The organism is Burkholderia sp. 4NA327C6 (assembly GCF_005502655.1).
GTDB lineage: Bacteria > Pseudomonadota > Gammaproteobacteria > Burkholderiales > Burkholderiaceae > Burkholderia > Burkholderia contaminans.
Genome location: NZ_SCNZ01000079.1, coordinates 1 through 22694, shown reverse-complemented (window position 1 = coordinate 22694; position 22694 = coordinate 1). Strand labels below are relative to the sequence as shown.

The following is a 22694-nucleotide window of genomic DNA, read 5'->3' as shown; positions in this document are numbered from 1 at the left end:
ATGTCCGGCCGCGCGCCATCAAAAAAAGGGACGGTTGAATGTCCGGCTGCCGTCGATTCCGAGGCGACGTGCATCCTACCAAATCGTGGGCGCGGGCACAGTCAAGAATTGTCGGGGGCCGCCCCCGACCGCACGCACCGGCGCCGCGGCCGGACATCGAGGGGAGGTAAGCCATGAGCCACGAAGCACTCGACCCGCTGCTACGGCAGTTCGCGGAGAAGCGACTGGGGCGGCCCGTCGCGCCGGCCGATCGCATCAGTAAACTCCGCTGCGCACATGTGCTTATCCTGCGTCTGGTTTTTACGATCTCGTCGCAAATGCACGAGATTATTAATGAAAATAAAACGGATCAATTGCCGCTTCCGCGCTCGTCTTGTTTTCAATAATTCAGGCTGCCTTATCCTTGCTAAAACCCGCGCCATCTGCTTTATTTACACATACCAAATCACGATAAAACGCTACGGGGTATCTCGGCTACTTTGCCAGGCATTCGTGCCTGGCGAATCGGCATCGATTCACCACGGCATCCCTACGATCTGAAAGCGCAGCCCCCTTTCCAGAGGGCGTGCTGCGCCTGTTGCGCGTGTCCGCGCCCCCACGGAGGCGATCAGGCGACCACGCGGGCCCGCCTATGGCCCGCCGATTAATGCTTTCAAAATACCACGTGCCATTTTAATAAAGCGCATTCAATTGAACGTGAGTTTGACTGATTTATGAATTACCTGCTTACGTTCAAAACCTGGCGGCCCAACCGTAACGCTACCCACGAAGGGGACTGGACACATCATGAATAACGCACCTGGAGTCAGAGTTCGTCCGTCGATCGAATCGTTGCAAGCCGAATATCTGAAAGGCAACAAAAAGCCGCTGGAAGACGTGATGCGCGCGTGGAAAGGCATCAAGGCATTGCCGCCCGACGATCCGAACTCGTTTTTCATGATCGGCGGCTTCCACGGCGAGCCGTTCCGCGGCGCCGGCTGGGGTTCGGCGTCTTACTGGGGCGGCTACTGCAACCACGGCAACGTGCTGTTCCCCACCTGGCACCGGGCTTACCTGCTGCGGCTGGAACAGGCGCTGCAGAGCATCCCCGGTTGCGAGCAGGTGATGCTGCCGTTCTGGGACGAAACCAGCGAGGAGTCGCTGACGAAAGGCATTCCGTGGGCGCTGACCGCTCCGGATTTCGAGCTCGACGGCGAAAAAATTCCGAACCCGCTGGCCTCCTTCACGTTCAACCGGGCGATCACCGACAACATCAACGGCGACAATCCGAACTACAGCAAGCCGCTGCCTTACGTCACGGTTCGCTACCCGTTGTCGGGGCTCGTGGGGACCGACAAGGACAAGGCCGCCACCGAGAAGCACAACGCCAGGTTCCAGGACGCCAAGGAGAACGTCGTCATACTGAACCGCAACATCGTGGACTGGCTCACGTCGTACATCGTCGTGAAGGGCGACGTGGTGCCGACCAACGTGAAGAGCAAGTTCGAGCAGTGCCTGGACGCGCCGAACTACACGGTGTTTTCGAACACGTCGTCCGCGGCCCAGTGGAACGAGAATCTTCCGGACGGCGCGATCCCCGTGGTGCCGCTCGAGTCGCCGCACAACGATATTCACCTTGCCGTCGGCGGATTCGACGTGCCGCACGGACCGAACAAGGGCGATTTCGCGCCGATTCCGGGCGCCAACGGCGACATGGGCGAAAACGACACGGCGGGCCTCGACCCGATCTTCTATTTCCACCACTGCTTCATCGATCGCGTGTTCTGGCTGTGGCAGAAGCGGCATGGTTACACGCAGCACCTCGACGTCATCGCCGAGTATCCGGGCACCAACTCCGTCGATGCGCAGGGGCCGACGCCGGGCGTCGTGCCCAACTCGTGGCTCACGCTCGAAACGCCGCTCGATCCGTTCAAGAAGAGCGAGAACGGCAAGGAGCGCGCCTACACGTCGCTCGACTGCATCAACATCGAGGAACAGCTCGGCTACACGTACGGCCCCGGTTCGCTGGAAAACCTGCCGAAGTTGTCGCTTGCGGCACCGACCGTGCCGGCCGGCAACAGCCGCAAGGTCGTGCGCGTGTCGGGGCTGAATCGTGCGCCGATCGCCGGGTCGTTCCTCGTGTCCGCGTACGTCAACGTGGACGGCGAACGGCAACTGCTCGGCACGGAGGCCGTGCTGAGCCGCTGGAGCGTGCAGTCCTGCGCGAACTGCCAGACGCACCTCGAAGTGAAGGCGTTCTTCCCGCTGAATCACTTCGCCGAAAGCGCGGTGCAGGATGCGCAGTACGACGTCGAAATCCATACGCGCGACGGCGTGCGCCTGCAGACGCCACCCGCGTCACCGCCCGATTCGCAAGCCGTCGTCGGCGCAGCGCCGCAACCCGTACGGAAACTGTTCCGCCTCGAGGTCCGGTAGCGGCGGCGCGTGACGAACCGGCGCCGTCGCCCGGCGCCGGTTCACCTCGGTACTTCGACAACGTGGACATGACGGGGAGACGCGGGCATGAGCTACACACCCGAAACCGGCAGCCTGGTGGGGCTGTGGACCTATCGCAGTTTCCTGAACGATCCCGACCCGGCCACCGCATTCAACGACCTTGAATTCGGCCTCGGCACGATCGAAATCGCGCAGGCGCCGGCGGGTATTTTCAAGGGGCGCATTTTCGGTCCGGGATGGGAGCTGCAGCTCAACGGCTGGATCACCTACGGGAATCCGGGCACGGTGCGATTCCAGGGGCGCGGCGTGGTCAGCGGCGAGGAATGGGTATACGACTACGTCGGGTACGTGAGCGCGCCCTGGCCCAACGGCGTCGATCAACGCCCGGCGCTGACGGGTTCGATCGTCCGTACGGTGCCGCATGCGAGCGGCAGCGGCGGCGTCGCGCCGGCCGGGGTGGTGTGCTCGTGGTATGCGGTCATGCGAGATCCCGCCTGAGCGGCCATGACTGCGCCGACTTCACCGCCGGCCGACCCGGCCAGGCGTCCGGCGACGGTGACGGTGACGGACGCGATTCGCGCAGGCGTTGGGATCGGGCCTGCGCGAACGGCTGTTATTTCGCTATCCGAACGGATATGCGGCGCGATGGCATTCGCACTCCTCGGCTACCTGGCTTGCGACTTGCCGACCCGGCTGCACGGTGCTCCTTCCAGCTGGATATGGAACGGCATCGGCGCAATGGTTTGCGGCATCGCCGGCTATTCGATGCAAGGCGGCCTGTCCGGCGGGTGCGCGCGCAGGGCAATGCTCCTGTGCACGGGGGCCATCGGCGCGGGATTGACGCTCGATGCGATGCGGTCCCCCGTCGATGCCATTCTCGACATCTGCGGCGGAACGCTCGATGCCCGCGCCATGTGGAACACACTCGTGCTGCATCTCCAATGGTTCCCGATGTCGATGCTGGCCATGCTGGCGCTGCTGATCTTGCGCGAGGCCGACCGCAAGGACCGTCGCCGACGCGGCGCGGCAAGCATGCTCGTTGTGGTGCCGGTGCGGGTCGCGCTCGAATTCGCGGGGATGCAGCTCGTCATGGCGCTCGGCATGACCGCGATCAGGGCATCGGCGTTCGCTGCCGGGCTGCGTTGGGATACGAGCGGCGTGGCAGTGTCGATGCTCGCCAGCATGCTGGCGTTCTACGCATTGAGCGATCGGGCGGCACGCGCAGGGGGGCGTTGAATGGTCGATTGCGAAATAAGAACGGCCATATTGAAGAGGCGCGGCCATCCGTTGTCAGACGAGGCCGCGTTCAAGCTGCTCTGGAAAAGTGTGATGACGCGGTTTGCGCTCGGCTGCCGGCGCGCTTTGACAGCGGCAGCCGAGTTTTAACCCGCGTCACACGGACGTTGCACGTACTCCAGGCGGCGCTCGTCACTATTCACGATGCTCGTGCTCGTGCTCGTGCTCGTGCTCACGCCACGGATCACGATCGCGCGGATGACGATGCCTCCACTCGTCGCGTTCCCAGTAGCGATGGCCGTCCCAGTAGCGGTCGCCGTGCATGCCGATCTCGACCGATACACCGGCCCCTGCGGCGGGCTCTCGCTCTTCGTATCTCGGTTGCGGTGAACCGTAGCCTTGCGCGAAGGCCGTACTTGTCGCGGCGAGCGCGCCGCCTGCCACGAGGGTCGCCAGAATTCGACGCGTTGCAATTGTCAGGGGTTTCATCGAGCCGTCCTCCATTGAATGCCGACCACGACTCGCGCGCATGATTCGTTCCCGTATGGCGCGGCAGATGCGTCGCTCGCCATTTCGTCCCTGCCGCCGCGTCACGTCGCAGCCGGTGCCGACCCGGTGCCGGAACGCATGATGTCTCCGTCTCGAGGCTTCACTGATCCCCCAGCTTTTTTCTCGTCAACAACCACAAAAAACATCATTTCGCCCACGCCTGGCTGTCAGCAGAATGTCTCCATTCCCACTCGCGCGATGACACGAGCAAACGAGCCTCGCAGCGAGCCGCACTTCAGAAGGAGACACCCGTGGCAGTCGAAACAACCTCAATCGATACGCTCGTCGTCGGCGCCGGACAGGCCGGCGTGGCCATGAGCGAGCACCTGGGCAAGCTTGGCGTACCGCATCTCGTGCTGGAGCGCAGCCGCATCGCCGAGCGCTGGCGCACGGGCCGCTGGGATTCGCTGGTCGCGAACGGCCCCGCGTGGCACGACCGCTTCCCGGGCCTCGAATTCGACGGGCTCGATCCGGACGCGTTCGCATCGAAAGACCAGGTCGCCGACTACTTCGAAGCGTATGCGCGCAAGTTCAACGCGCCGATCCGCACCGGCGTCGAGGTGAAGCAGGTCGTGCGCAATGCCGGCAAGCCGGGTTTCATCGTCGAGACGTCCGACGGCACGATCGAGGCGAACCGCGTGGTCGTCGCGACCGGGCCGTTCCAGCGCCCGGTGATTCCGCCGATCGCACCGGACGACGCGCGCCTCGTGCAGATTCATTCCGCCGACTATCGCAACCCGGCGCAGCTTCCGGAAGGGGCGGTGCTGGTGGTCGGCGCGGGGTCGTCGGGCGTGCAGATCGCCGACGAGCTGCAGCGCGCGGGCCGCCAGGTGTACCTGTCGGTCGGCCCGCACGATCGGCCGCCGCGGGCGTATCGCGGCCGCGATTTCTGCTGGTGGCTCGGCGTGCTCGGCGAATGGGACAAGGAAGTCGCGACGCCCGGCCGCGAACACGTGACGATCGCGGTGAGCGGCGCGCGCGGCGGCCATACGGTGGATTTCCGCAAGCTCGCGAACCAGGGCGTGACGCTCGTCGGGCTGACGAAGTCGTTCGACGGCGGCGTGGTCGTGTTCGAACGCGATCTGGCGATCAATCTCGCACGCGGCGACGAAAACTACCTGTCGCTGCTCGACGCGGCCGACGCCTATGCGGCGCGCAACGGCCTCGACCTGCCGGAAGAGCCGGAAGCCCGCCGCATCCTGCCGAACCCCGATTGCGTCGCGCATCCGATCCTCGCGCTCGACCTGGCCGGCGCCGGCGTCGCGTCGATCATCTGGGCGACCGGCTACGCGGTCGACTACGGCTGGCTGAAGGTCGACGCGTTCGCCGACAACGGCAAGCCGCAGCACCAGCGCGGCGTGTCGAAGGAGCCGGGCATCTATTTCCTCGGGCTGCCGTGGCTGTCGCGGCGCGGCTCCAGCTTCATCTGGGGCGTGTGGCACGACGCGCGGCACATCGCCGATCACATCGCGATCCAGCGTACCTACCTCGAGTACCACGACGCATCGCGGCGCCGCTCGACCGCGCACGCGGAGCAGGACGGCGCCGCGCCGCACGCCGATACGCAGCCGCTCGCCGACGCGGTGAACTGACCGAACCCATGCCGCCTGCAGCACCGCGTCCGCTTCCGGTGCGGCGGCGTGCCCCCTGACGACTGAAGGATTCCGATGAGCCAACCCACCCATACCCGTATCCGCATGTTCAACACGAAGGATACCTACCCGAACCAGACGCTCGACAACGACCTGTGCCAGGCCGTGCGGGCCGGCAACACCGTCTACGTGCGCGGCCAGGTCGGCACCGATTTCGACGGCAGGCTGGTCGGCCTCGGCGACGCGCGCGCGCAGGCCGAGCAGGCGATGAAGAACGTCAAGCAGCTGCTGGAGGAAGCCGGCAGCGACCTCACGCACATCGTGAAGACGACGACCTACCTGATCGATCCGCGCTATCGCGAGCCCGTCTACCAGGAAGTCGGCAAGTGGCTGAAGGGCGTGTATCCGATCTCGACGGGGCTCGTCGTGTCGGCGCTCGGCCAGCCGCAATGGCTGATGGAAATCGACGTGATCGCCGTGATCCCGGACAACTGGCAGCCGAACCGCGCACCGGAGGCGACATGACTTTCTCCATCGTCGGGCGTTGCCCGGAGACGGGCCAGCTCGGGATCGCGATCAGCTCGTCGAGCATCGCGGTGGGTGCGCGCTGCCCGTGGGTGCGCGCGGGCGTCGGCGCCGTCGCGACTCAGAACATCACGCTGCCGGCGCTTGGGCCCCAGATCCTCGACCTGATCGAACACGGGCAGCTCGCGCCCGCCGCGGCGCTCGACCGCGCGCTGAGCGCGAACGGCTGGAGCCAGTACCGGCAGGTCACGGTGATCGACGGGCAGGGGCAGACGGCGTGCTTCACCGGCAAGGAAGCGCTCGGCACGCATCACGCGGTGCAGGGCGAGCAATGCGTGGCGGCGGGCAACCTGCTGGCCGCACCGGCCGTGATCGATGCGATGGCGCGTGCGTTCGAACAGGCGCCCGGCCTGCTCGCCGATCGGCTGCTGGCCGCGATGCATGCGGCGATGGCGGCCGGCGGCGAAGCGGGGCCGGTGCATTCGGCCGCGCTGAAAGTGGCCGGCGACGTGACCTGGCCGATCGTCGACCTGCGCGTCGACTGGGCCGAGGCCGACCCGATCGGGCAGCTCGATGCGCTGTGGCACGCATATCGGCCGCAGATGCAGGACTACCAGACGCGCGCGCTGAACCCCACCGCCGCGCCGAGCTACGGAGTGCCGGGCGATGAATGACACGTCGAGCCGCGCACTGCTGGAACGGCTGATCGGTTTCGCGACGGTCAGCCGCGATTCGAACCTCGAGATGATCGGTTTCATCCGCGACTATCTCGCCGGTTTCGGCGTCGAGAGCGAACTGTTCTACAACGCGGAACGCACGAAGGCGAGCCTGTACGCGACGATCGGGCCGCGCGATCGCGGCGGCATCGCGCTGTCCGGCCATACCGACGTGGTGCCGGTCGACGGGCAGGCGTGGACGGTCGAACCGTTCCGGCTGACCGAGCGCGACGGCCGCTTGTACGGGCGCGGCACGGCCGACATGAAAGGCTTCATCGCATCGGTGCTCGCGGCCGTGCCGGCGTTCGTTGCCCGGCCGCTGAGCGTGCCGGTGCATCTCGCGTTCTCGTACGACGAGGAAGTCGGCTGCCTCGGCGTGCGGCCGATGCTCGATGCACTGGCCGCGCGCGCGCACCGGCCGCGCCTGTGCCTGATCGGCGAGCCGACCGAACTGAAGCCGGTGCTCGGTCACAAAGGCAAGCTCGCGATGCGCTGCCATGTGAAGGGCGCCGCGTGCCACTCGGCGTACGCGCCGTCGGGCGTCAACGCGATCGACTATGCGGCGAAGCTGATCGGCCGGCTCGGCGAGATCGGTGCGGCGCTCGCGCGGCCCGAACGGCACGACGAACGATTCGATCCGCCGTTCTCGACCGTGCAGACCGGCCTGATCAAGGGCGGCCGAGCGCTGAACATCGTGCCGGCCGAATGCGAGTTCGATTTCGAGGTACGGGCGCTGCCGGATTTCGATGCGCACGACGTGCCGAGGACGCTGCAGGACTATGCGGAATCCGAACTGCTGCCGAGGATGCGCGCGGTGCAGCCCGATACCGACATTCGGTTGCAGCCGCTGGGCGCGTATCCGGGGCTTGCGACCGCGCCCGACAGCGAGGCCGCGCGCCTGCTCGCGATGCTGAGCGGCTCCGATGCCTTCGGCACGGTGGCGTTCGGCACCGAGGGCGGGCTGTTCGGGCAGGCCGGCATTCCGACCGTGGTGTGCGGGCCCGGCAGCATGGACCAGGGGCACAAGCCCGACGAATTCGTCACGCTCGACCAGCTCCACGGCTGCGACGCGATGCTCGGGCGGCTGGCCGCCCATCTCTGCGCGGCCGCCTGACGCGGCACGCCCGATCGACACGCACGCACCGCATCCCGCGGCGCGTGCGTGTTCGCGTTCCGTCCGATTCCTTAGCGCGCCGTTTCCGCGACGATCTGCGCGAGTCGCTCGCGGCAGAAATCGACGAACGACTGCGCCTGCTTCGTGAGTTGCCCGCGTTTCAGCCGCGCGCTCACGAGCCCCGACGGGCTCACCGTTTCGCTGAGGCCGATCGTCACGACGCGCTGGCCGTCGTACGTGTATTCGGAATGCGGGCGCGTGACGAGCAGCGAGAAGCCGAACCCCTGGCCGACCATCCCGCGCACCATCTCGATCGACGGCGACCCGAACACGATGTTCGGCGTGAGCCCGAGTTCGTGAAAGAGGCTGACGAAATACGTGCGGCTCGGCTGCACGTCGAGCAGGATCATCGGCTCGACGCAGAGGTCGCGCAGCGACACGTGCGTCTGGCCCGCGAACCGGTGGTGCTCCGGCAGCAGCACGTACGGCTGCTGCGGCGGCATCAGCGGCTCGGTCTCGATCGTGCCGTCGAGATCGTGGTCGTACATGAGCGCGAGATCGAACGTGCCGGACGTGAGGCCCTGCACGAGTTCCTGCTGGTCGCCGTCGCGCAGCCGGATGTTCACGCCCGGGTAGCGCTCGCGAAAGCCCGCGATCAGTTGCGGCAGATAGAGCGGCGCGACCGTCTCGAAGCAGCCGATGTCGATCTGCCCGGTGATCACGTCGTTGTCGGCCAGCGCGTTCTGTTCGAATTCGTGCGCGATGCGCAGCAGTTCCTGCGCTTTCCGGTAGAAGCGCGTGCCGCTCGGCGTGAGCGACACGCCCTGCGCGTGATGGCGGATGAACAGCTTCACGCCGAAGCTTTCCTCCAGACCCTTGATCGCGCTGGAGATCGACGGCTGCGCGATGAAGAGCTGGCGCGACGCCTCGGCCACGCTGCCGGATTCCACCGTCGTCACGAAGTATTTCAGTTGCCGCAAAGTGTAGTGAGCCACAAGCACCTCTGATGCACGGCCCCGGCGTGTCGCCGCGGGCGCACTCTGTCCATGGTTGTGCGTAGCACCTTACCTGAAAGCCTCCCGGTGCCGAAATTGCCGCTGCAGAGCTTTTTCGTATGTCCCGGAAATATTTTTAGTATTTTCCGGTCGCGAGGGTCGTGGCGCACCATCGTCTCCAACCTGGATCACGACGATCGCGAAGCGGTTGCACACGCGGCAACGGTGCATGTTTTCCGTTCCCGCATGCGCGTCGTCCGCTTCGTTCGACATCGCCGCGCGTGCACGCGGCGCGTCGTCGCTCGCGCATCCGGACCCGATTGCCGGCGCGCCCCCAACACGCGCCGGCTGACACGGCAAGCGCGCATCGCCGCGCAGGAAAGGAGACATCACCATGACGAACGTGGACCGCAACGCGTCCCCGATGATAGAGAAGCACACGATCGGCTACGTGCCGCCCGCGGAGCGCCACGGCAAGGTGCGCGACCTGTTCACGCTCTGGTTCGGCGGCAACATCGCGCCGCTGCCGATCGTGACCGGCGCGCTCGGCGTGCAGCTCTTCCACCTGAACCTGATGTGGGGCATCGTCGCGATCGTCGTCGGCCAGGCGGTCGGCGGCGTGCTGATGGCGCTGCATTCGGCGCAGGGGCCGCAGATGGGCATCCCGCAGATGATCCAGAGCCGCGCGCAGTTCGGCTCGTGGGGCGCGCTGCTCGTGACCGTGATCGCGGCCGTGATGTACGTCGGCTTCTTCGCGTCGAACATCGTGCTCGCCGGCAAGTCGGTGCACGGCATCGCATCGTCGGTGCCGGTGCCCGTCGGCATCGTGATCGGCGCGGTGGGCTCGGGGCTGATCGGCATCGTCGGCTACCGGTTCATCCACATCCTGAACCGGATCGGCACGTGGGTGCTCGGCATCGGCATCCTGGTCGGCTTCTGGATGATCCTCACGCACGTGACGACCGACGATTTCCTGACGCGCGGCGGCTTCAACTTCGCCGGATGGCTCGCGACGGTGTCGCTGTCGGCGTTGTGGCAGATCGCGTTCGCGCCGTACGTGTCGGACTATTCGCGCTATCTGCCGGAAGACGTCGGTGTGGCGTCGACGTTCTGGGCGACCTATCTCGGCTGCACGATCGGCTCGACACTCGCGTTCATCTTCGGCGCGGTCGCGGTGCTCGCGGTGCCGGCCGGCGCAGACGCGATGGACGCCGTCAAGCAGGCGACGGGCCCGCTCGGCCCGCTGATGCTCGTGCTGTTCCTGCTGAGCGTGATCAGTCACAACGCGCTGAACCTGTACGGCGCGGTGCTCGCGGTGATCACGTCGGTGCAGACGTTCGCCTACAAGTGGATTCCGACCGCGAAGACGCGCGCGGTGGTGTCGGTCGTGATCTTCGTCGCGTGCTGCTACGCGGCGATCGGCGCGTCGACGAACTTCGTCGGCAACCTCGTGGATCTCGTGCTCGCGCTGCTCGTCGTGCTGGTGCCGTGGACGGCGATCAACCTGATCGACTTCTACGTGATCCACAAGGGCAAGTACGACATCAAGTCGATCTTCATGGTCGATGGCGGGATCTACGGCCGCTTCAACCCGCAGGCGCTGCTCGCGTATGCGATCGGCATCCTCGTGCAGATTCCGTTCATGAACACGCCGATGTACGCGGGCCCGATTCCCGCGCACCTCGGCGGCGCGGACCTGTCATGGCTCGTGGGGCTCGCGCTGACGTCGCCGCTGTACTACTGGCTCGCGTCGCGCGATAGCGCGTACCGGCGCCGGCAGACGGGCGCGACGATGCCGCCGACGGCGGCGCGGTAAACACGGGGAAGGGGGCGGGCCGCCGCGTCGGTGGCGAGACGGTGGCCCGTGGAGGAAGCCGGACGGGCTCGCGGTTGTTGTGCGCCGCGAGCCCGCCCGTGAATCAGACCACCGCCGAGCGCGCGACGCGCACCGGCACCGACTTGTACGACGGCGTGCCGCTTTCCTTGTCGATGTAGTCGAGCGGCACGAGCACGTTCGCTTCCGGGTAGTACGCGCCGACCGACCCCGGCGCGATGTCGTACTCGATCGCGGTGATCTTCTCGAGGCGCAGCGTGCGGCCCGATGCGGTGACCGTCTCGATGTCGACGAGGTCGCCGTGTTCGAGCCCGTACTTGGCGAGATCGGCAGGGTTCATGAACAGCACGTCGCGCCGGCCGAACACGCCGCGATAGCGGTCGTCGAGCCCGTAGATCGTCGTGTTGTACTGGTCGTGGCTGCGCAGCGTGATCAGCCGCAGCACCTGCTCGGCGCCGAGCACGTCGGCATCTTCCTTCACGCCCTTGTAGACCGAGAACATCGCCTTGCCGGTGGGCGTCGGCCATACGCGCTCGGTGGGCGGCAGCGGCAGGCGGAAGCCGCCCGGCGTGCGGATGCGCTCGTTGAACGCCTCGAAGCCGGACACCGTGCGGTCGATCAGGTCGCGGATGCGGTCGTAGTCGTCGATCAGGTCGAGCCACGCGACCTTGCTGGTCGGCAGCGTCGCATGCGCGATGCCCGCGACGATCGCCGGCTCCGAGCGCAACTGGTCGGACGCCGGCTTGAGCTTGCCGGCCGACGCATGAACCATCGACATCGAATCCTCGACGGTGATCGACTGCCGGCCGGTGGCCTGCATGTCGAGCTCGGTGCGGCCGAGCACCGGCAGCACGAAGGTTTCCTTCGCGACCAGCAGGTGCGAGCGGTTCAGCTTGGTGCCGAGATGCACGCTCAGGTCGAGCTTCGCCATCGCCGGGAACGACTGTTCCGGATCGGGCAGCGCGACCGCGAAATTGCCGCCGAGGCACAGCAGCGCCTTCGCGGTGCCGTCGATCATCGCCTGCATCGCCTGCACGGCGTCATGCCCGTGATGGGCGGGCGGCGTGAAGCCGCACACGTCCTCGATCTTCTTCAGGAACTCGGGCGACGGCTTCTCGGTGATGCCGACCGTGCGGTTGCCCTGCACGTTCGAGTGGCCGCGCAGCGGGCACACGCCGGCGCCGGGCTTGCCGATGTTGCCGCGCATCAGCAGCAGGTCGGCGATCAGGCGCACGGTTGCCGTGCCCTTGTTGTGCTGCGTGACGCCCATCCCGTACGTGACGATCGTCGCGTTCGACTTCGCATACGCGAGCGCGACCTGTTCGAGCTGCGCCTGGCTGAGCCCGCTCGCGCGCTCGATGTCGTCCCACGACGTGGCTTCGAGGTCGGCCGAGAACGCGTCGAAGCCGTTGGTGTGCTGCGCGATGAAGTCGCGGTCGAGCACGTTGCCGCGCTCGGCTTCGAGCTGCAGCAGCGCCTTCATGATGCCCTTCAGCGCGGCCGCGTCGCCGCCCGCGTCGACCTGGTAGTACGTCGATGCGATCCGCGTCGAGCCGAACGACGCCATCTCGATCATGTCCTGCGGATCGGCGAAGCGTTCGAGCGCGCGTTCGCGCAGCGGGTTGAACACGATGATCGGCACGTTGCGGCGCGCGCACTCGTGCAGCGTGCCCATCATCCGCGGGTGGTTCGTGCCGGGGTTGTGGCCGATCGAGATGATCAGCTCGCAGTGGTCGAAGTCCTCCAGCGACACGGTGCCCTTGCCGATGCCGATCGATTGCGGCAGGCCGACGCTGGTCGGCTCGTGGCACATGTTCGAGCAGTCGGGGAAGTTGTTGGTGCCGAGCTCGCGCGCGAACAGCTGGTACAGGTACGCGGCTTCGTTCGACGCGCGGCCCGACGTGTAGAACTCGACCTGGTCGGGCGGCAGCGCGCGCAGCACTTCGCCGATGCGCGCGAACGCGTCGTCCCATTCGATCGCGCGGAACGTGTCGGTCGCGCGATCGTAGACGAGCGGATGCGTGAGCCGGCCCATGTTCTCCAGCTCGTAGTCCGACATGCGCAGCAGCGACGACACGGTGTTCGCCGCGAAGAACTCGGGCGTCACGCGCTTGGTCGTCGCTTCCCATGTGACGGCCTTCGCGCCGTTCTCGCAGAACTGGAACGTCGACTTGTGTTCCTTGTCGGGCCACGCGCAGCCGGGGCAGTCGAAGCCGTCGGGCTGGTTGGTCCGCATCAGCACGATCGGCGCCTCGATGGTTTCCATTTGCGTGCGCACCGCATCGGCTGTCGCGCGAAGCGCGCCCCAACCGCCGGCGGGCCCGTCGTATTTCCTGATGCCTGGCACTTCGCGTCGATTTGTCATGTGAATCTCCATCAGCCTTGCCCGATGTGGGCGGCTCGGTTTGCGCCGTGTCGCGGCGTGGGGCGGCTCCGTCCGGTGGACGGAGCCGGTCATGCGTGCCCCGTGCGTGCGGGGCATGCCGGGTTTCAGTGCGCGTCCTTCTTCGCGCCGGACGACTTCTTGCCGGACGCTTTCGCGGCAGGAGCGGGCGGCGGGGCGTCGGCAGGCGTGTCGTCCGCCTTCGCGTCTGCCGCTGCCTTGGCCGCCTTGCCGTTCGGCTTGGCCTTGCCGTCGGCGTCCTTTGCGTCTTTCGCTTCCTTCGCTTCAGGCGCGGCGAGCCTGGTGAACTTCACCTCGTCGCTGGCCTTGTCGTAGTCGACCTCGCACTTGTCGCCCGACTTCAATCGGTCGGCGAGGATCTCCTTCGCGAGCCGCGTCTCGATGGTCTGGCGGATCTGGCGTTTCAGCTCGCGCGCGCCGAACTCCGGCTGGTAGCCGGCTTCGGTCAGGTGCTCGACGAGCGCGTCGCCCATCACCAGCGTGATGTCCTGCGCGGCGGCCGTACGCACCACGCGGTCGAGCTGGATCTGCACGATCGCGCGGATGTTCTCCTTCGACAGCGCGTGGAAGACGATCACCTCGTCGATCCGGTTCAAGAACTCGGGGCGGAAATGGCCCTTCAGCACCTGCATCAGCTCCTCGCGGATCGCCTTGTCGGTCTTGCGCGCGGCTTCCGGTTGCGTGAGGTTGTCCATGATGATCGCCGCGCCGAGGTTGCTCGTCGCGATGATGATCGTGTTGCTGAAGTCGACCACGCGGCCCTTGCCGTCGGTGAGACGCCCGTCGTCGAACACCTGCAGCAGCACGTTGTAGACGTCCGGATGCGCCTTCTCGATCTCGTCGAGCAGGATCACGCTGTACGGGCGGCGCCGCACGCGTTCGGTGAGCTGGCCGCCTTCGTCGTAGCCGACGTAGCCGGGCGGCGCGCCGATCAGCCGCGCGACCGCGTGCCGCTCCATGTACTCGGACATGTCGATGCGGATGATCGCCTGTTCGTCGCCGAACACGGTTTCGGCGAGCGCCTTCGCGAGCTCGGTCTTGCCGACGCCCGTCGGCCCGAGGAACAGGAACGTCGCGATCGGCCGGTGCGTCTGGCCGAGCCCCGCGCGCGACAGCCGCACGGCATCGCTGACGGCCACCACCGCGTCGCTCTGGCCGACCACGCGCTCGCGCAGTTGCTCTTCCATCTTCAACAGCTTCTGGCGTTCTTCGTGCGTGAGTTCGGACACGGGGATGCCGGTGAGCCGCGACACGACCTCGGCCACCGATTCGACGGTGACCTCGAGCGTCTCGGAGCCCGTCTTGCGCTGCCACGCCTCCATCTTCTCGTCGACGGATTTCTGCTTCGCGTTGATCTGCTCCTCGAACTGCTTCGCCTCGTCGAAGCGCTTGCGCGACGTCGCGTAGTCCTGCTCGCGCTTCAGTTGCGCGATCTGCGCTTCGCCTTCCTGAATGTCGACCGGGCGCGAGGTCGCGCCGATCCGCACGCGCGCGGCGGCCTGGTCGATCAGGTCGATCGCCTTGTCGGGGAGGAAGCGCGACGTGATGTAGCGATCGGCGAACTCGGCGGCCGCGACGAACGCATCGTCGGCGAACGTCACCTGGTGGTGCGCCTCGAGGCTGTCGCGCAGCCCGCGCAGGATCACGATCGTCTGCTCGACGCTCGGCTCCGGCACGAACACGGGCTGGAAGCGCCGTTCGAGCGCGGCGTCCTTCTCGATGTACTTCTGGTATTCGTTGAGCGTCGTCGCGCCGATCAGGCTCAGCTCGCCGCGCGCAAGCGCGGGCTTCAGCACGTTCGCGATGTCGAGGCCGCCTTCGCCGCCGCCCTGGCCCGCGCCGACGATCGTGTGCAGCTCGTCGATGAACAGGATCAGTTCGTCCTGCTTCGCCGTGACTTCGTCGATCAGCTGCTTCGCGCGTTCCTCGAATTCGCCGCGATACTTCGCGCCGGCCACCATCGAGTTGATGTTGACTTCGACGAGCCGCTTGTCGCGCAGCACTTCGGGCACGTCGCCGTTGACGATCCGCTGCGCGAGCCCTTCGACGATTGCCGTCTTGCCGACGCCCGGCTCGCCGATCAGCACCGGATTGTTCTTCTTGCGGCGCGCGAGCACCTCGATCGTGCTCTCGATTTCCTGCGCGCGGCCGAGCACCGGGTCGAGCTTGCCCTGGCGCGCGATCGCGGTGAGGTCGCGGCCGAACTTGTCGAGGTTCGGCGTGCCGGTCGGCGCATCGACGCGGCCGTCCTCGGCGCCTTTGCCGACCACCTTCACGACTTTCTGGCGCAGCGCCTCGGGCGTCACGCCGTATTTCTTCAGCAGCGTGCCGGCGACGCTGTCCGGCACCGATGCGAGCCCGATCAGCAGGTGCTCGGGGCCGATGTACGAGTGGCCGAGATCGCGCGACGCCTGGAACGCGTACTGCACGGCCTTCTTCACGCGCGGCGAGATCGACAGCTTGTCGAGCGGCGCATCGGCGGCGGCCGTGCCGGTGTGCGCATGCTCGTCGATGTACGACCGGATGTCCTGCGGCGACAGCTTCAGTTCCTTCAGCAGCGCGGCGCACACGTCGGTGTCCGCGAGCGCGTACAGCAGGTGTTCGGAATCGAGCTCGCTGCGGCGCAGCTCGTGCGCCTTCTCGGCCGCGCGCTGCAGCAGTTCCAGCGTCTGCTCGCTGAACGCGTCGGTCGGGTCGACCGATTCGCGCGGAATCTCGGCCGCGAGCGGCGATTCGTCGTCGAGCCCGCCGAAGACCGATTCGCGCGGAATCTCGGCCGCGAGCGGCGATTCGTCGTCGAGCCCGCCGAACAGCGACGACGAGCCGCCACCACCCAGCAGCGAATCGAACGGGTTCAGCATGCTCTGATGCCGCATCAGCTGACGGAAGTGGTAATCGCAGATCGAGATTGTCTTGCGCTCGCCGTCCTGCATCACGGTTGCGCGCGCGACGGCCGGCCGCGCGTGGCAGATATCGCAAAGTGCGGGCATGGTGGTCTGGCTCCTGTCGGTGAAAGTGGGTCGAAGGGTGAAGTCCCGATGCGGTGCGGCGCTTGGCGCATGCCGACCACGAACGCATGACGCGCGGCACGGCGGCCCGCGGGCGGCACCGGTGCTGTCATGCAGCGCGCGTCGGCGTCGTGCACGGTCGCGGTCAGGGCGGCAAGCGTGCGTGCCGGGAGGAGCCCACGGCATCGCTTCGACTGCGTTCAAAATAGCGAATCGGCGCAGGCTATCCAAGGCACAGTTCCGCGCCGGCCCGGCCCTGAATTGCACCCTCGCATGCGCGCGCGCACGGGCGGCAAGGAGTACAGACGGGTGCGCGCACGGCGGCACGGGCGTGCGCGGCGTACGCAGCGTGTGATGGCAGGAAGCGGAAGCGGGTGGAACGCGAACGGATCGCGGTGCGACATCGGCGCGCAGGTCGCCCGTTGCCGGGAGGTGACAGGCACCGCGGGTGGGGAGGCGCGACGGCAGCGCCGCAGGGCTCGCGCGCCGCGAGCGGCCAGGGTCGACCACGCACGCACCGCGGACGATGCGTGTGGGGTGGCCGAAGGCGAGGGCGGGTTGCACGGTCCGGGCCGGACGCGGCGCAACCGTGGCGTGCCGCGGTCAGTCCGGGAGCGTCATCGCAAGCCGCTGCCGGGCGATCCGCTTCACGTCCGTTGACAGTGCCGCATCCGGCAGGCCATTGGCCCAGACGGAGAACGAATCCTCGATCAGGTTGCGCGTGTCGGGCGGCAACTCCGCCAGGACCAGCGACAAGACGGTGAACAGCACGGCGGTGTCGCCGGCGTGGCTGCTCGCGTTCGCATCGACCGCCTGCTTCAGGTGATCGACCGACGCCTGCAGCGCCTGCAATGCCTCATTCGACTCGCTCATCACACACTCCATGCAAGATGGGTTTGATCGGCGACGAACATGCGGCCGGCGGTGCGGCCGCTCGCGCGCGACGCCGGGCCGGCATCGCGCGCAGGCAACCGCGGTCAGGCTGCCGTGTTGCCCTGCGGCGCCACGGCCACCGATGCTTCGCTCGTCAGCATCAGGAACGTGAACGTTTCGCGCAGGTACAGGCGGACGACCTTGTCGGTATGACTCGTGTAGCCGATCGATACGTCTTCCCCGAGGTGCAGCTCGTAATCGCCGCCGCGCGTGGACAGCACGCAGCCGCCGCTGATCGCCGGCGCCCAGATGATCTCGCCGCTGACGATCCGCTTGATGTGGCCGAGGACCGGATAGCCCTGGTCGCGCGCTTCGCTGAGCGCCGTGTATGCATCCGAGCCGAGCACGACCGAGTACGGGCCGTCGACGCCGGCAAGCCGCAGCGCTTCGAGCGCGTCGCTGATCGCGTCGGGATATGCGCTGACGTCGGCCGGCAGCGTGAGCTTGCGGTTCGACGTGCCTTCGCGGATACCGACGATGCCGGCGGCCGGGTAGCCGTCGAAAATCGCGCCGTCCTCGGCGAACGCGAGCCGCTGCGCGGCGTCCTTCGCCGGTTGCCAGTCGGCGTCGCGCGCGCCGCGCTCGACGCTGTCGATCGCATCGCGGCTCAACTCGAACGGCACCGTCAGCTCGACGATCGTGCGGACTTCGCGCAGCCGCGCATTCACCAGCTCGCGCGGGGCGGCGACGTCGACGAGGTGCCCGGTGCCGACGGCCGACAGCTCGGGCCCCTCGGGGCCGTCGACATCGACGACGCGGCGGCCGGCCACCGATCGTTTGAACGTGCGTGCCACTTCCTCCTCGATTTGCTCCCAGGCGGAGGACGAGATCGGGGCGAGTTCGCGGTGCAGGTTATTCATGGGTTTGGGTTGCCTCACGTCAGCGGAAACACTTCATGGTGGGCCGATCGGCTGACGGACTGCGCTGAGCCCGGCGGGCCGATCGCGGACGAAAATCAATATTAGCAGGCTCTATTGACACCGCTGCAGCACAAATCCGGACGACACCCTGCGGCGGCGCAACTGTTCTGCAATTCGCGTGTGGGGCGAGGGAGCGTATGGGCCGAATGGGCGCGCCGAACCTGTCGGCGGCCGACGGCCCATCGCGTGTCGTGCATTCTTGCGAACATTCATCCGGCAGGGTTCCCGGACGCCGGGGCTCGGCGGCGTTCGGTTGCACGGACCGTGCCCGGATGCATCATAGACGCAGCCTATTGAAGCTTCACGACGAGTGAGGGGCATTCATGGCACGCCCCCGCGTCTCGCCCGGCACGCGGTGGGCGCGCCGGACTTTGGCGATGGGCGTTACGACGGCACGCCTTTCAGCGAGCCGATTTTCAGCGAACCGTCGCGATGCGGCGCGGATGACGCCGGTTCCGGCGCCGCGGCATCGGCGGCCGGCGCCGGGCGATCGGCGAGCGCCTCGAGCAGGTCGGCGGACGGCACGAAGAACAGCGAACCGGTAACCGCGCGGCTGTAGTCGAGCAGGCGGTCGTAATTGCCGGGCGGGCGGCCCACGAACATGTTCTCGAGCATCTGCTCGATCGGCGCCGGCGAGCGTGCATAGCCGATGAAGTAGGTGCCGAATTCGCCCGCGCCCGGGCGCCCGAACGGCATGTTGTCGCGCAGGATCTTCACTTCCTGGCCGCCCTCGTCGAGCGTGGTCAGCGAGCTGTGCGAACACGACGGCTTCACGTCCGGCGCAAGCTCGATGTCGGACAATTTGGTGCGGCCGATGATGCGCTCCTGCGTCTCGACCGCGAGCGCGTTCCAGCCGGCCATGTCGTGCAGGTACTTCTGCACGATCACGTAGCTGCCGCCCGTGAATTCCGCGTCTTCGTCGCCGATCACCGTGAAGTCGACCGCCTCGCGGCCTTCCGGGTTCTCGGTGCCGTCGACGAAGCCGATCATCGCGCGCTGGTCGAAATTGCGGAAGCCGTGCACCTCGTCGACGACCGTGACGGCATCGCCGAGCGCGCCGAGCAACTGCGTCGCGAGTTCGAAGCACAGGTCCATCGCTTCCGCGCGAATGTGCAGCAGGATGTCGCCCGGCGTCGCGACCGCGACGCGCTGCCCCGCGCCGAATTCACGGAACGGATGCAGCGCGGCGGGGCGCGGGTTGCCGAACAGCGCATCCCATGCGTCGGCGCCGAAGCCGCATACGCAGGTGAGGTTGCCGCCCGGCACGCGCTTGCCGACCGAGCGCACGAGCGCGGCGATGTCGCCGCACCATGAGCGGATCGTGTCGGCGTGATCGGCGCCGGGATTGATCGTCGCCACGAGGAAGATCGCGCTGCGCGTGGTCGTGCTGTGAACGTTCTGGGAGAGCGGGGGAGGTGTCTGCATCGTGGGCTGCCGGTCAGTCATGTCGGGACGGAAGTGCCGTGGCGCGCGCAGGCGAACGGTTGAACTGTGTCATGCGACGGTTCTCTTTGTGTCATGCGGATGAAGGACGCTGCGCGAGCATCGCGCAACGGGCCGCAGCGGCGGCGGCCGCACGGGGCGCGTGACCTGCCCGCACCGCGTCACCTCGTCGAGCAAGCAATCTAGCAGCTTCGGCCGGTCTTTGGAACACGAATTGCCAAACTGTCATGCGAATGCGTCAAACAGGGCCGGATTTTGCCCGGCGCCCGCGCAGCTGTACTCCTGGCGCATGCGGCGCTGTGCTCTTGAGCGTGCGTGCCGCGTGCAGTAGATTAGGTTCCGCTGCGCCCGCCACGAGGAGCGTCATCATGAACCTGCTGGAAGCGATGCGTGTGTATGTCGCGGTGGTCGAGCATGGCGGCCTGTCCGGTGCGGCGTCCGAGTTGCAACTCGACGAAGCGCAGGTGAGCGAACGGATCGACGGCCTCGAACGGTATCTCGGCTGCCGCCTGCTGCTGTGCCGCGACCACGACGACGTCGCCTGCACCGATGCGGGCGACGCGTTCCACGTGTGCTGCCGGCGGACGCTGTCCGCGGTCGAGCAGGCGGTCGGTGCGGCCGGCGCGCACATGCCCGGCATGCCGGACAGGCCCGACGCGCACGATACCGTGCATGCCGCCGCGCGCGATGCGACTTTCCCGCCGCCGCCCGGCGCCGCTCACGCCTCAACACAGCGACTGTCACCTTGAATACGACCACCATTCCCTGCTCGCCCGCCGAGCGCATACGCCGCCGCTTCGGCCATTTCCTGCACGCGGCCGAACTGGCCGGCCTGATCGTGATCGGGCTCGCGACCGCGTTCGCGATGGCGCAGGAAGCGTGGAAGGTCGTGCTCGCGGGCGAGGTGTCGCTGACCGACCTGTTGCTCATGTTTCTGTATCTGGAAGTGCTCGCGATGGACGTGCGCTACCTGCGGCTTGGCCGCTTGCCCGTGCGGTTTCCGCTGTTCATTGCGATGACGTCGCTCGCACGCGACCTGATACTGCGCGGGGCAACCGACAGCCCCGAGCGGATGCTGATGACGACCGTCGGGATCGTGCTGCTCGCCGTCGGCGTGCTGATCCTGAGTTTCGGCCAGCACCGCTTCCCGGCCGACGTCGCCGATGTCGAGGACGATGCGCAGGCGAGCAGGTGAAACGCGGACGGCAAGCCGCATGCATGGCCGATGTCCCTGCAAGGAGGGTGCCCGATGAGTACGTATTCCGTCGAAACGAAACGGGCGGTCGAGCTGCAGCGCGCGGCGTCGGACGCCTACCGGCTGGCGCGCGACACGCGCGATGCCGATCCGGCGCTCGCACGCGCGCCGTCCGTTGCCGGCTTGCAGCGGGAGGCTGCATACGCCCATGCCGATGCGGCGCGTGCACGCGAGGCGGCCATCGGCATCTGAAACGAACCCCGGCGTGCCGCATTCGGTGCGGCGCCGCCACCGACCATCCAACCGAGCGAGGTAGCGCATGACCAAGCAACTGATCGTCGCCGTGTTCGGCAACGTCGACACGGCCCGCCGGGCCGCGAACGATTTCGAGGCGCTGTCGGAGAAGGACGAAGGATTCCACGTCGAGAACGGCGTCGTCGTCGAGAAGGACGCGACCGGCAAGCTTGCGGTCCTCCACGCCGAATCGCGGCCGTTCAAGGGCGGTGTGATCGGCGCGATCGCGGGCGGCTTGCTCGGCCTGCTCGCCGGGCCGCTCGGCGTGGTCACCGGCATGGCGGCCGGTGCGGGGGCTGGCATTCTCGCGGAAGCGGCCGGCAACGCGCTGCTCGACGGCACGTTCGTCGAGACGGTCGCGGCGCGGCTCGTGCCCGGCAGCGTCGCGATCATCCTGGAAGCGAAGGAAGACACGCCGTTCTCGGTCGACAACGTCGTGACGGGATTCGGCGGCAAGGTGTTTCGCCAGTCGCTCGATTGAGCGTGTCGTTGTCGAACCGCACAGGGAGCACCGTATGCGCATCGAACAATCGTACCGGCGCTTCGACATCGCGGCGACGCTGTCGCCGCTGCCCGGCCACGGCAACCGCGCGATCGCGAGCGTCGATGTGACGACCGACGATCCGGCCCGCATCGCCGATCTCGGCACCGGGCAATTCCTGCAGATCCGCAAGTGGGTCGAGTCGAACGACATCGCATTGCTGACGGTGGTGTTCGACGAGTGCAAGGTCGCGATCGATCACTACGCGGACAACGTCGACGACGCTTGAGTGCACGCGGGGCCCGCGCATGGCCGGGCTTAGCGTGATTGCCGCCTGACGGCCATCGGCAAACCGCGACGACGCGCGCCGACACCGCGCCCGCCGAATGCGTGCCACGCGATCGCGCGGGGCCGTTTGCCGTCGCGTTCGAATCTGTTCACCACGCCGGCCGGATTTCACGTTTCCTCGCCAAACTGTCACTTACATTCGTCGAAATGACGCAGTAGGATGCCGAACCTTGTCTAGATGAGATTCGCATTGCTATCCGCCTTCAATTTCGATAACGGACGAGGTTCGCACCGGGACGCCCGCGCCCGGGCACGGCTATCCGGCTTCGTGCACCGGCGCGGCCATGCCGACCGAGCATCGCACGCCGGTTCACCGCTGGCGGGGCGAGGCGGATGAAGCTCTACGAGAAATTTGCAAACGACATAGAGAGACTCATCCGGCAGGGCGTATATCGACACGGCGATCGTGTCCCTTCGGTGCGGCAGGCGAGCCAGCAGCATCGGATCAGCATCACGACCGTGCTGCACGCGTATCTGCTGCTGGAAAGCCGCGGGCTGCTCGAAAGCCGCCCGCAGTCGGGCTATTTCGTGAACCTGCGGCGCGACGACGGCCATGCACCGGTACGCGAGCTGCGGCCGTCGAAGCCGATCGCGATCTCGTCGTCGGTGGACGTGAGCCGGCTCGTGCTGTCGACGCTGCGCTCGATCGGCACCGACGACGCGGTGCCGCT

General features: G+C 67.1%; 23 protein-coding genes. 16 read left to right on the top strand and 7 right to left on the bottom strand.

What is annotated here, in order from left to right:
- The first annotated feature begins 173 nt into the window (after positions 1-173).
- From FFS49_RS39880 to FFS49_RS39865, 4 genes are all read left to right on the top strand, one after another.
- Positions 174-386, top strand: coding sequence for a hypothetical protein (locus tag FFS49_RS39880; RefSeq protein WP_105818988.1), 213 nt, complete (start codon positions 174-176; stop codon positions 384-386).
- Positions 387-786: 400 nt separating this feature from the next.
- Positions 787-2415: a tyrosinase family protein gene (locus FFS49_RS39875; protein ID WP_039342412.1), complete on the top strand. Its 1629-nt coding sequence runs from the start codon at positions 787-789 to the stop codon at positions 2413-2415.
- Positions 2416-2502: 87 nt separating this feature from the next.
- The gene (locus tag FFS49_RS39870; protein WP_137910424.1) at positions 2503-2934 is read left to right on the top strand and encodes a hypothetical protein; all 432 of its coding nucleotides are present in this window, start codon (positions 2503-2505) and stop codon (positions 2932-2934) included.
- Positions 2935-3081: 147 nt separating this feature from the next.
- On the top strand, positions 3082-3672 hold the full coding sequence (locus FFS49_RS39865) for a hypothetical protein (RefSeq protein ID WP_137910425.1): 591 nt from the start codon (positions 3082-3084) through the stop codon (positions 3670-3672).
- Positions 3673-3867: 195 nt separating this feature from the next.
- Here the strand turns inward: FFS49_RS39865 and FFS49_RS39860 are convergent, their stop codons facing one another.
- Positions 3868-4161 (bottom strand): hypothetical protein, encoded by a 294-nt coding sequence (locus FFS49_RS39860; protein ID WP_105818995.1) that lies wholly within the window; start codon positions 4159-4161, stop codon positions 3868-3870.
- A gap of 311 nt (positions 4162-4472) precedes the next feature.
- Between FFS49_RS39860 and FFS49_RS39855 the strand changes: the two genes are divergently transcribed.
- From FFS49_RS39855 to argE, 4 genes are all read left to right on the top strand, one after another.
- Positions 4473-5813, top strand: coding sequence for an NAD(P)/FAD-dependent oxidoreductase (locus tag FFS49_RS39855; protein ID WP_105818985.1), 1341 nt, complete (start codon positions 4473-4475; stop codon positions 5811-5813).
- A gap of 75 nt (positions 5814-5888) precedes the next feature.
- On the top strand, positions 5889-6338 hold the full coding sequence (locus tag FFS49_RS39850; RefSeq protein WP_071336180.1) for a RidA family protein: 450 nt from the start codon (positions 5889-5891) through the stop codon (positions 6336-6338).
- Positions 6335-7012 carry a DUF1028 domain-containing protein gene (locus FFS49_RS39845; protein WP_039342424.1) on the top strand — a complete coding sequence of 226 codons (678 nt, stop codon included), beginning with the start codon at positions 6335-6337 and terminating at the stop codon, positions 7010-7012. Before FFS49_RS39850 ends, FFS49_RS39845 begins: the two co-directional genes overlap by 4 nt.
- Positions 7005-8168, top strand: coding sequence for an acetylornithine deacetylase (argE, locus tag FFS49_RS39840; protein WP_071336178.1), 1164 nt, complete (start codon positions 7005-7007; stop codon positions 8166-8168). The genes FFS49_RS39845 and argE overlap by 8 nt, the downstream gene beginning before the upstream one ends.
- Positions 8169-8239: 71 nt before the next feature.
- On the opposite strand, the gene FFS49_RS39835 is transcribed toward argE, so the two are convergent.
- Positions 8240-9163, bottom strand: a complete 924-nt coding sequence (locus tag FFS49_RS39835; RefSeq protein ID WP_039342428.1) for a LysR substrate-binding domain-containing protein — start codon at positions 9161-9163, stop codon at positions 8240-8242.
- A gap of 229 nt (positions 9164-9392) precedes the next feature.
- Here FFS49_RS39835 and FFS49_RS43040 point away from each other — a divergent pair, with 229 nt between their 5' ends.
- Together FFS49_RS43040 and FFS49_RS39825 are read left to right on the top strand one after the other, a co-directional pair.
- A complete protein-coding gene (locus FFS49_RS43040) occupies positions 9393-9515 on the top strand; it encodes a hypothetical protein (RefSeq protein WP_256218068.1) in 123 nt (40 codons plus the stop codon).
- A gap of 42 nt (positions 9516-9557) precedes the next feature.
- Positions 9558-10979, top strand: coding sequence for a cytosine permease (locus FFS49_RS39825; protein WP_039342430.1), 1422 nt, complete (start codon positions 9558-9560; stop codon positions 10977-10979).
- A 103-nt stretch (positions 10980-11082) separates the two neighbouring features.
- Here the strand turns inward: FFS49_RS39825 and FFS49_RS39820 are convergent, their stop codons facing one another.
- The 5 genes from FFS49_RS39820 to FFS49_RS39800 all read right to left on the bottom strand — a co-directional run bounded on the left by FFS49_RS39820 (position 11083) and on the right by FFS49_RS39800 (position 19708).
- Complete coding sequence (locus tag FFS49_RS39820) at positions 11083-13362, bottom strand: FdhF/YdeP family oxidoreductase (RefSeq protein ID WP_105818984.1); 2280 nt, start codon at positions 13360-13362, stop codon at positions 11083-11085.
- 125 nt (positions 13363-13487) lie between these two features.
- Entirely contained in the window at positions 13488-16391 is a 2904-nt protein-coding gene (locus tag FFS49_RS39815) for an AAA family ATPase (protein ID WP_105818983.1), read from the bottom strand.
- 621 nt (positions 16392-17012) lie between these two features.
- A complete protein-coding gene (locus FFS49_RS39810; RefSeq protein ID WP_071336174.1) occupies positions 17013-17282 on the bottom strand; it encodes a hypothetical protein in 270 nt (89 codons plus the stop codon).
- 104 nt (positions 17283-17386) lie between these two features.
- Positions 17387-18202 (bottom strand): family 1 encapsulin nanocompartment shell protein, encoded by an 816-nt coding sequence (locus tag FFS49_RS39805; protein WP_039342440.1) that lies wholly within the window; start codon positions 18200-18202, stop codon positions 17387-17389.
- A 444-nt stretch (positions 18203-18646) separates the two neighbouring features.
- Positions 18647-19708, bottom strand: coding sequence for a Dyp-type peroxidase (locus tag FFS49_RS39800; protein ID WP_047852729.1), 1062 nt, complete (start codon positions 19706-19708; stop codon positions 18647-18649).
- Positions 19709-20073: 365 nt separating this feature from the next.
- On the opposite strand from FFS49_RS39800, the gene FFS49_RS39795 reads away from it, so the two are divergent.
- The 6 genes from FFS49_RS39795 to FFS49_RS39770 all read left to right on the top strand — a co-directional run.
- Positions 20074-20454, top strand: coding sequence for a LysR family transcriptional regulator (locus FFS49_RS39795; protein ID WP_039342449.1), 381 nt, complete (start codon positions 20074-20076; stop codon positions 20452-20454).
- On the top strand, positions 20451-20900 hold the full coding sequence (locus FFS49_RS39790; protein WP_105818982.1) for a phosphate-starvation-inducible PsiE family protein: 450 nt from the start codon (positions 20451-20453) through the stop codon (positions 20898-20900). The genes FFS49_RS39795 and FFS49_RS39790 overlap by 4 nt, the downstream gene beginning before the upstream one ends.
- Before the next feature lie 54 nt (positions 20901-20954).
- The gene (locus FFS49_RS39785) at positions 20955-21152 is read left to right on the top strand and encodes a hypothetical protein (protein WP_105818981.1); all 198 of its coding nucleotides are present in this window, start codon (positions 20955-20957) and stop codon (positions 21150-21152) included.
- A gap of 67 nt (positions 21153-21219) precedes the next feature.
- A complete protein-coding gene (locus tag FFS49_RS39780) occupies positions 21220-21675 on the top strand; it encodes a DUF1269 domain-containing protein (RefSeq protein WP_071336170.1) in 456 nt (151 codons plus the stop codon).
- 34 nt (positions 21676-21709) lie between these two features.
- Positions 21710-21964, top strand: a complete 255-nt coding sequence (locus FFS49_RS39775) for a hypothetical protein (RefSeq protein ID WP_039342460.1) — start codon at positions 21710-21712, stop codon at positions 21962-21964.
- A gap of 392 nt (positions 21965-22356) precedes the next feature.
- Positions 22357-22694 (top strand): winged helix-turn-helix domain-containing protein (locus tag FFS49_RS39770; protein WP_137951063.1); only part of this gene is annotated, 338 nt, incomplete at its 3' end.

Coding starts and splice junctions, on each gene's coding strand:
- FFS49_RS39880 (WP_105818988.1), top strand. CDS start 174: ATGAGCCACGAAGCACTCGACCCGCTGCTACGGCAGTTCGCGGAGAAG.
- FFS49_RS39875 (WP_039342412.1), top strand. CDS start 787: ATGAATAACGCACCTGGAGTCAGAGTTCGTCCGTCGATCGAATCGTTG.
- FFS49_RS39870 (WP_137910424.1), top strand. CDS start 2,503: ATGAGCTACACACCCGAAACCGGCAGCCTGGTGGGGCTGTGGACCTAT.
- FFS49_RS39865 (WP_137910425.1), top strand. CDS start 3,082: ATGGCATTCGCACTCCTCGGCTACCTGGCTTGCGACTTGCCGACCCGG.
- FFS49_RS39860 (WP_105818995.1), bottom strand. CDS start 4,161: ATGAAACCCCTGACAATTGCAACGCGTCGAATTCTGGCGACCCTCGTG.
- FFS49_RS39850 (WP_071336180.1), top strand. CDS start 5,889: ATGAGCCAACCCACCCATACCCGTATCCGCATGTTCAACACGAAGGAT.
- FFS49_RS39845 (WP_039342424.1), top strand. CDS start 6,335: ATGACTTTCTCCATCGTCGGGCGTTGCCCGGAGACGGGCCAGCTCGGG.
- argE (WP_071336178.1), top strand. CDS start 7,005: ATGAATGACACGTCGAGCCGCGCACTGCTGGAACGGCTGATCGGTTTC.
- FFS49_RS43040 (WP_256218068.1), top strand. CDS start 9,393: ATGTTTTCCGTTCCCGCATGCGCGTCGTCCGCTTCGTTCGACATCGCC.
- FFS49_RS39825 (WP_039342430.1), top strand. CDS start 9,558: ATGACGAACGTGGACCGCAACGCGTCCCCGATGATAGAGAAGCACACG.
- FFS49_RS39820 (WP_105818984.1), bottom strand. CDS start 13,362: ATGACAAATCGACGCGAAGTGCCAGGCATCAGGAAATACGACGGGCCC.
- FFS49_RS39815 (WP_105818983.1), bottom strand. CDS start 16,391: ATGCCCGCACTTTGCGATATCTGCCACGCGCGGCCGGCCGTCGCGCGC.
- FFS49_RS39810 (WP_071336174.1), bottom strand. CDS start 17,282: ATGAGCGAGTCGAATGAGGCATTGCAGGCGCTGCAGGCGTCGGTCGAT.
- FFS49_RS39805 (WP_039342440.1), bottom strand. CDS start 18,202: ATGAATAACCTGCACCGCGAACTCGCCCCGATCTCGTCCTCCGCCTGG.
- FFS49_RS39800 (WP_047852729.1), bottom strand. CDS start 19,708: ATGACTGACCGGCAGCCCACGATGCAGACACCTCCCCCGCTCTCCCAG.
- FFS49_RS39795 (WP_039342449.1), top strand. CDS start 20,074: ATGAACCTGCTGGAAGCGATGCGTGTGTATGTCGCGGTGGTCGAGCAT.
- FFS49_RS39785 (WP_105818981.1), top strand. CDS start 20,955: ATGAGTACGTATTCCGTCGAAACGAAACGGGCGGTCGAGCTGCAGCGC.
- FFS49_RS39780 (WP_071336170.1), top strand. CDS start 21,220: ATGACCAAGCAACTGATCGTCGCCGTGTTCGGCAACGTCGACACGGCC.
- FFS49_RS39775 (WP_039342460.1), top strand. CDS start 21,710: ATGCGCATCGAACAATCGTACCGGCGCTTCGACATCGCGGCGACGCTG.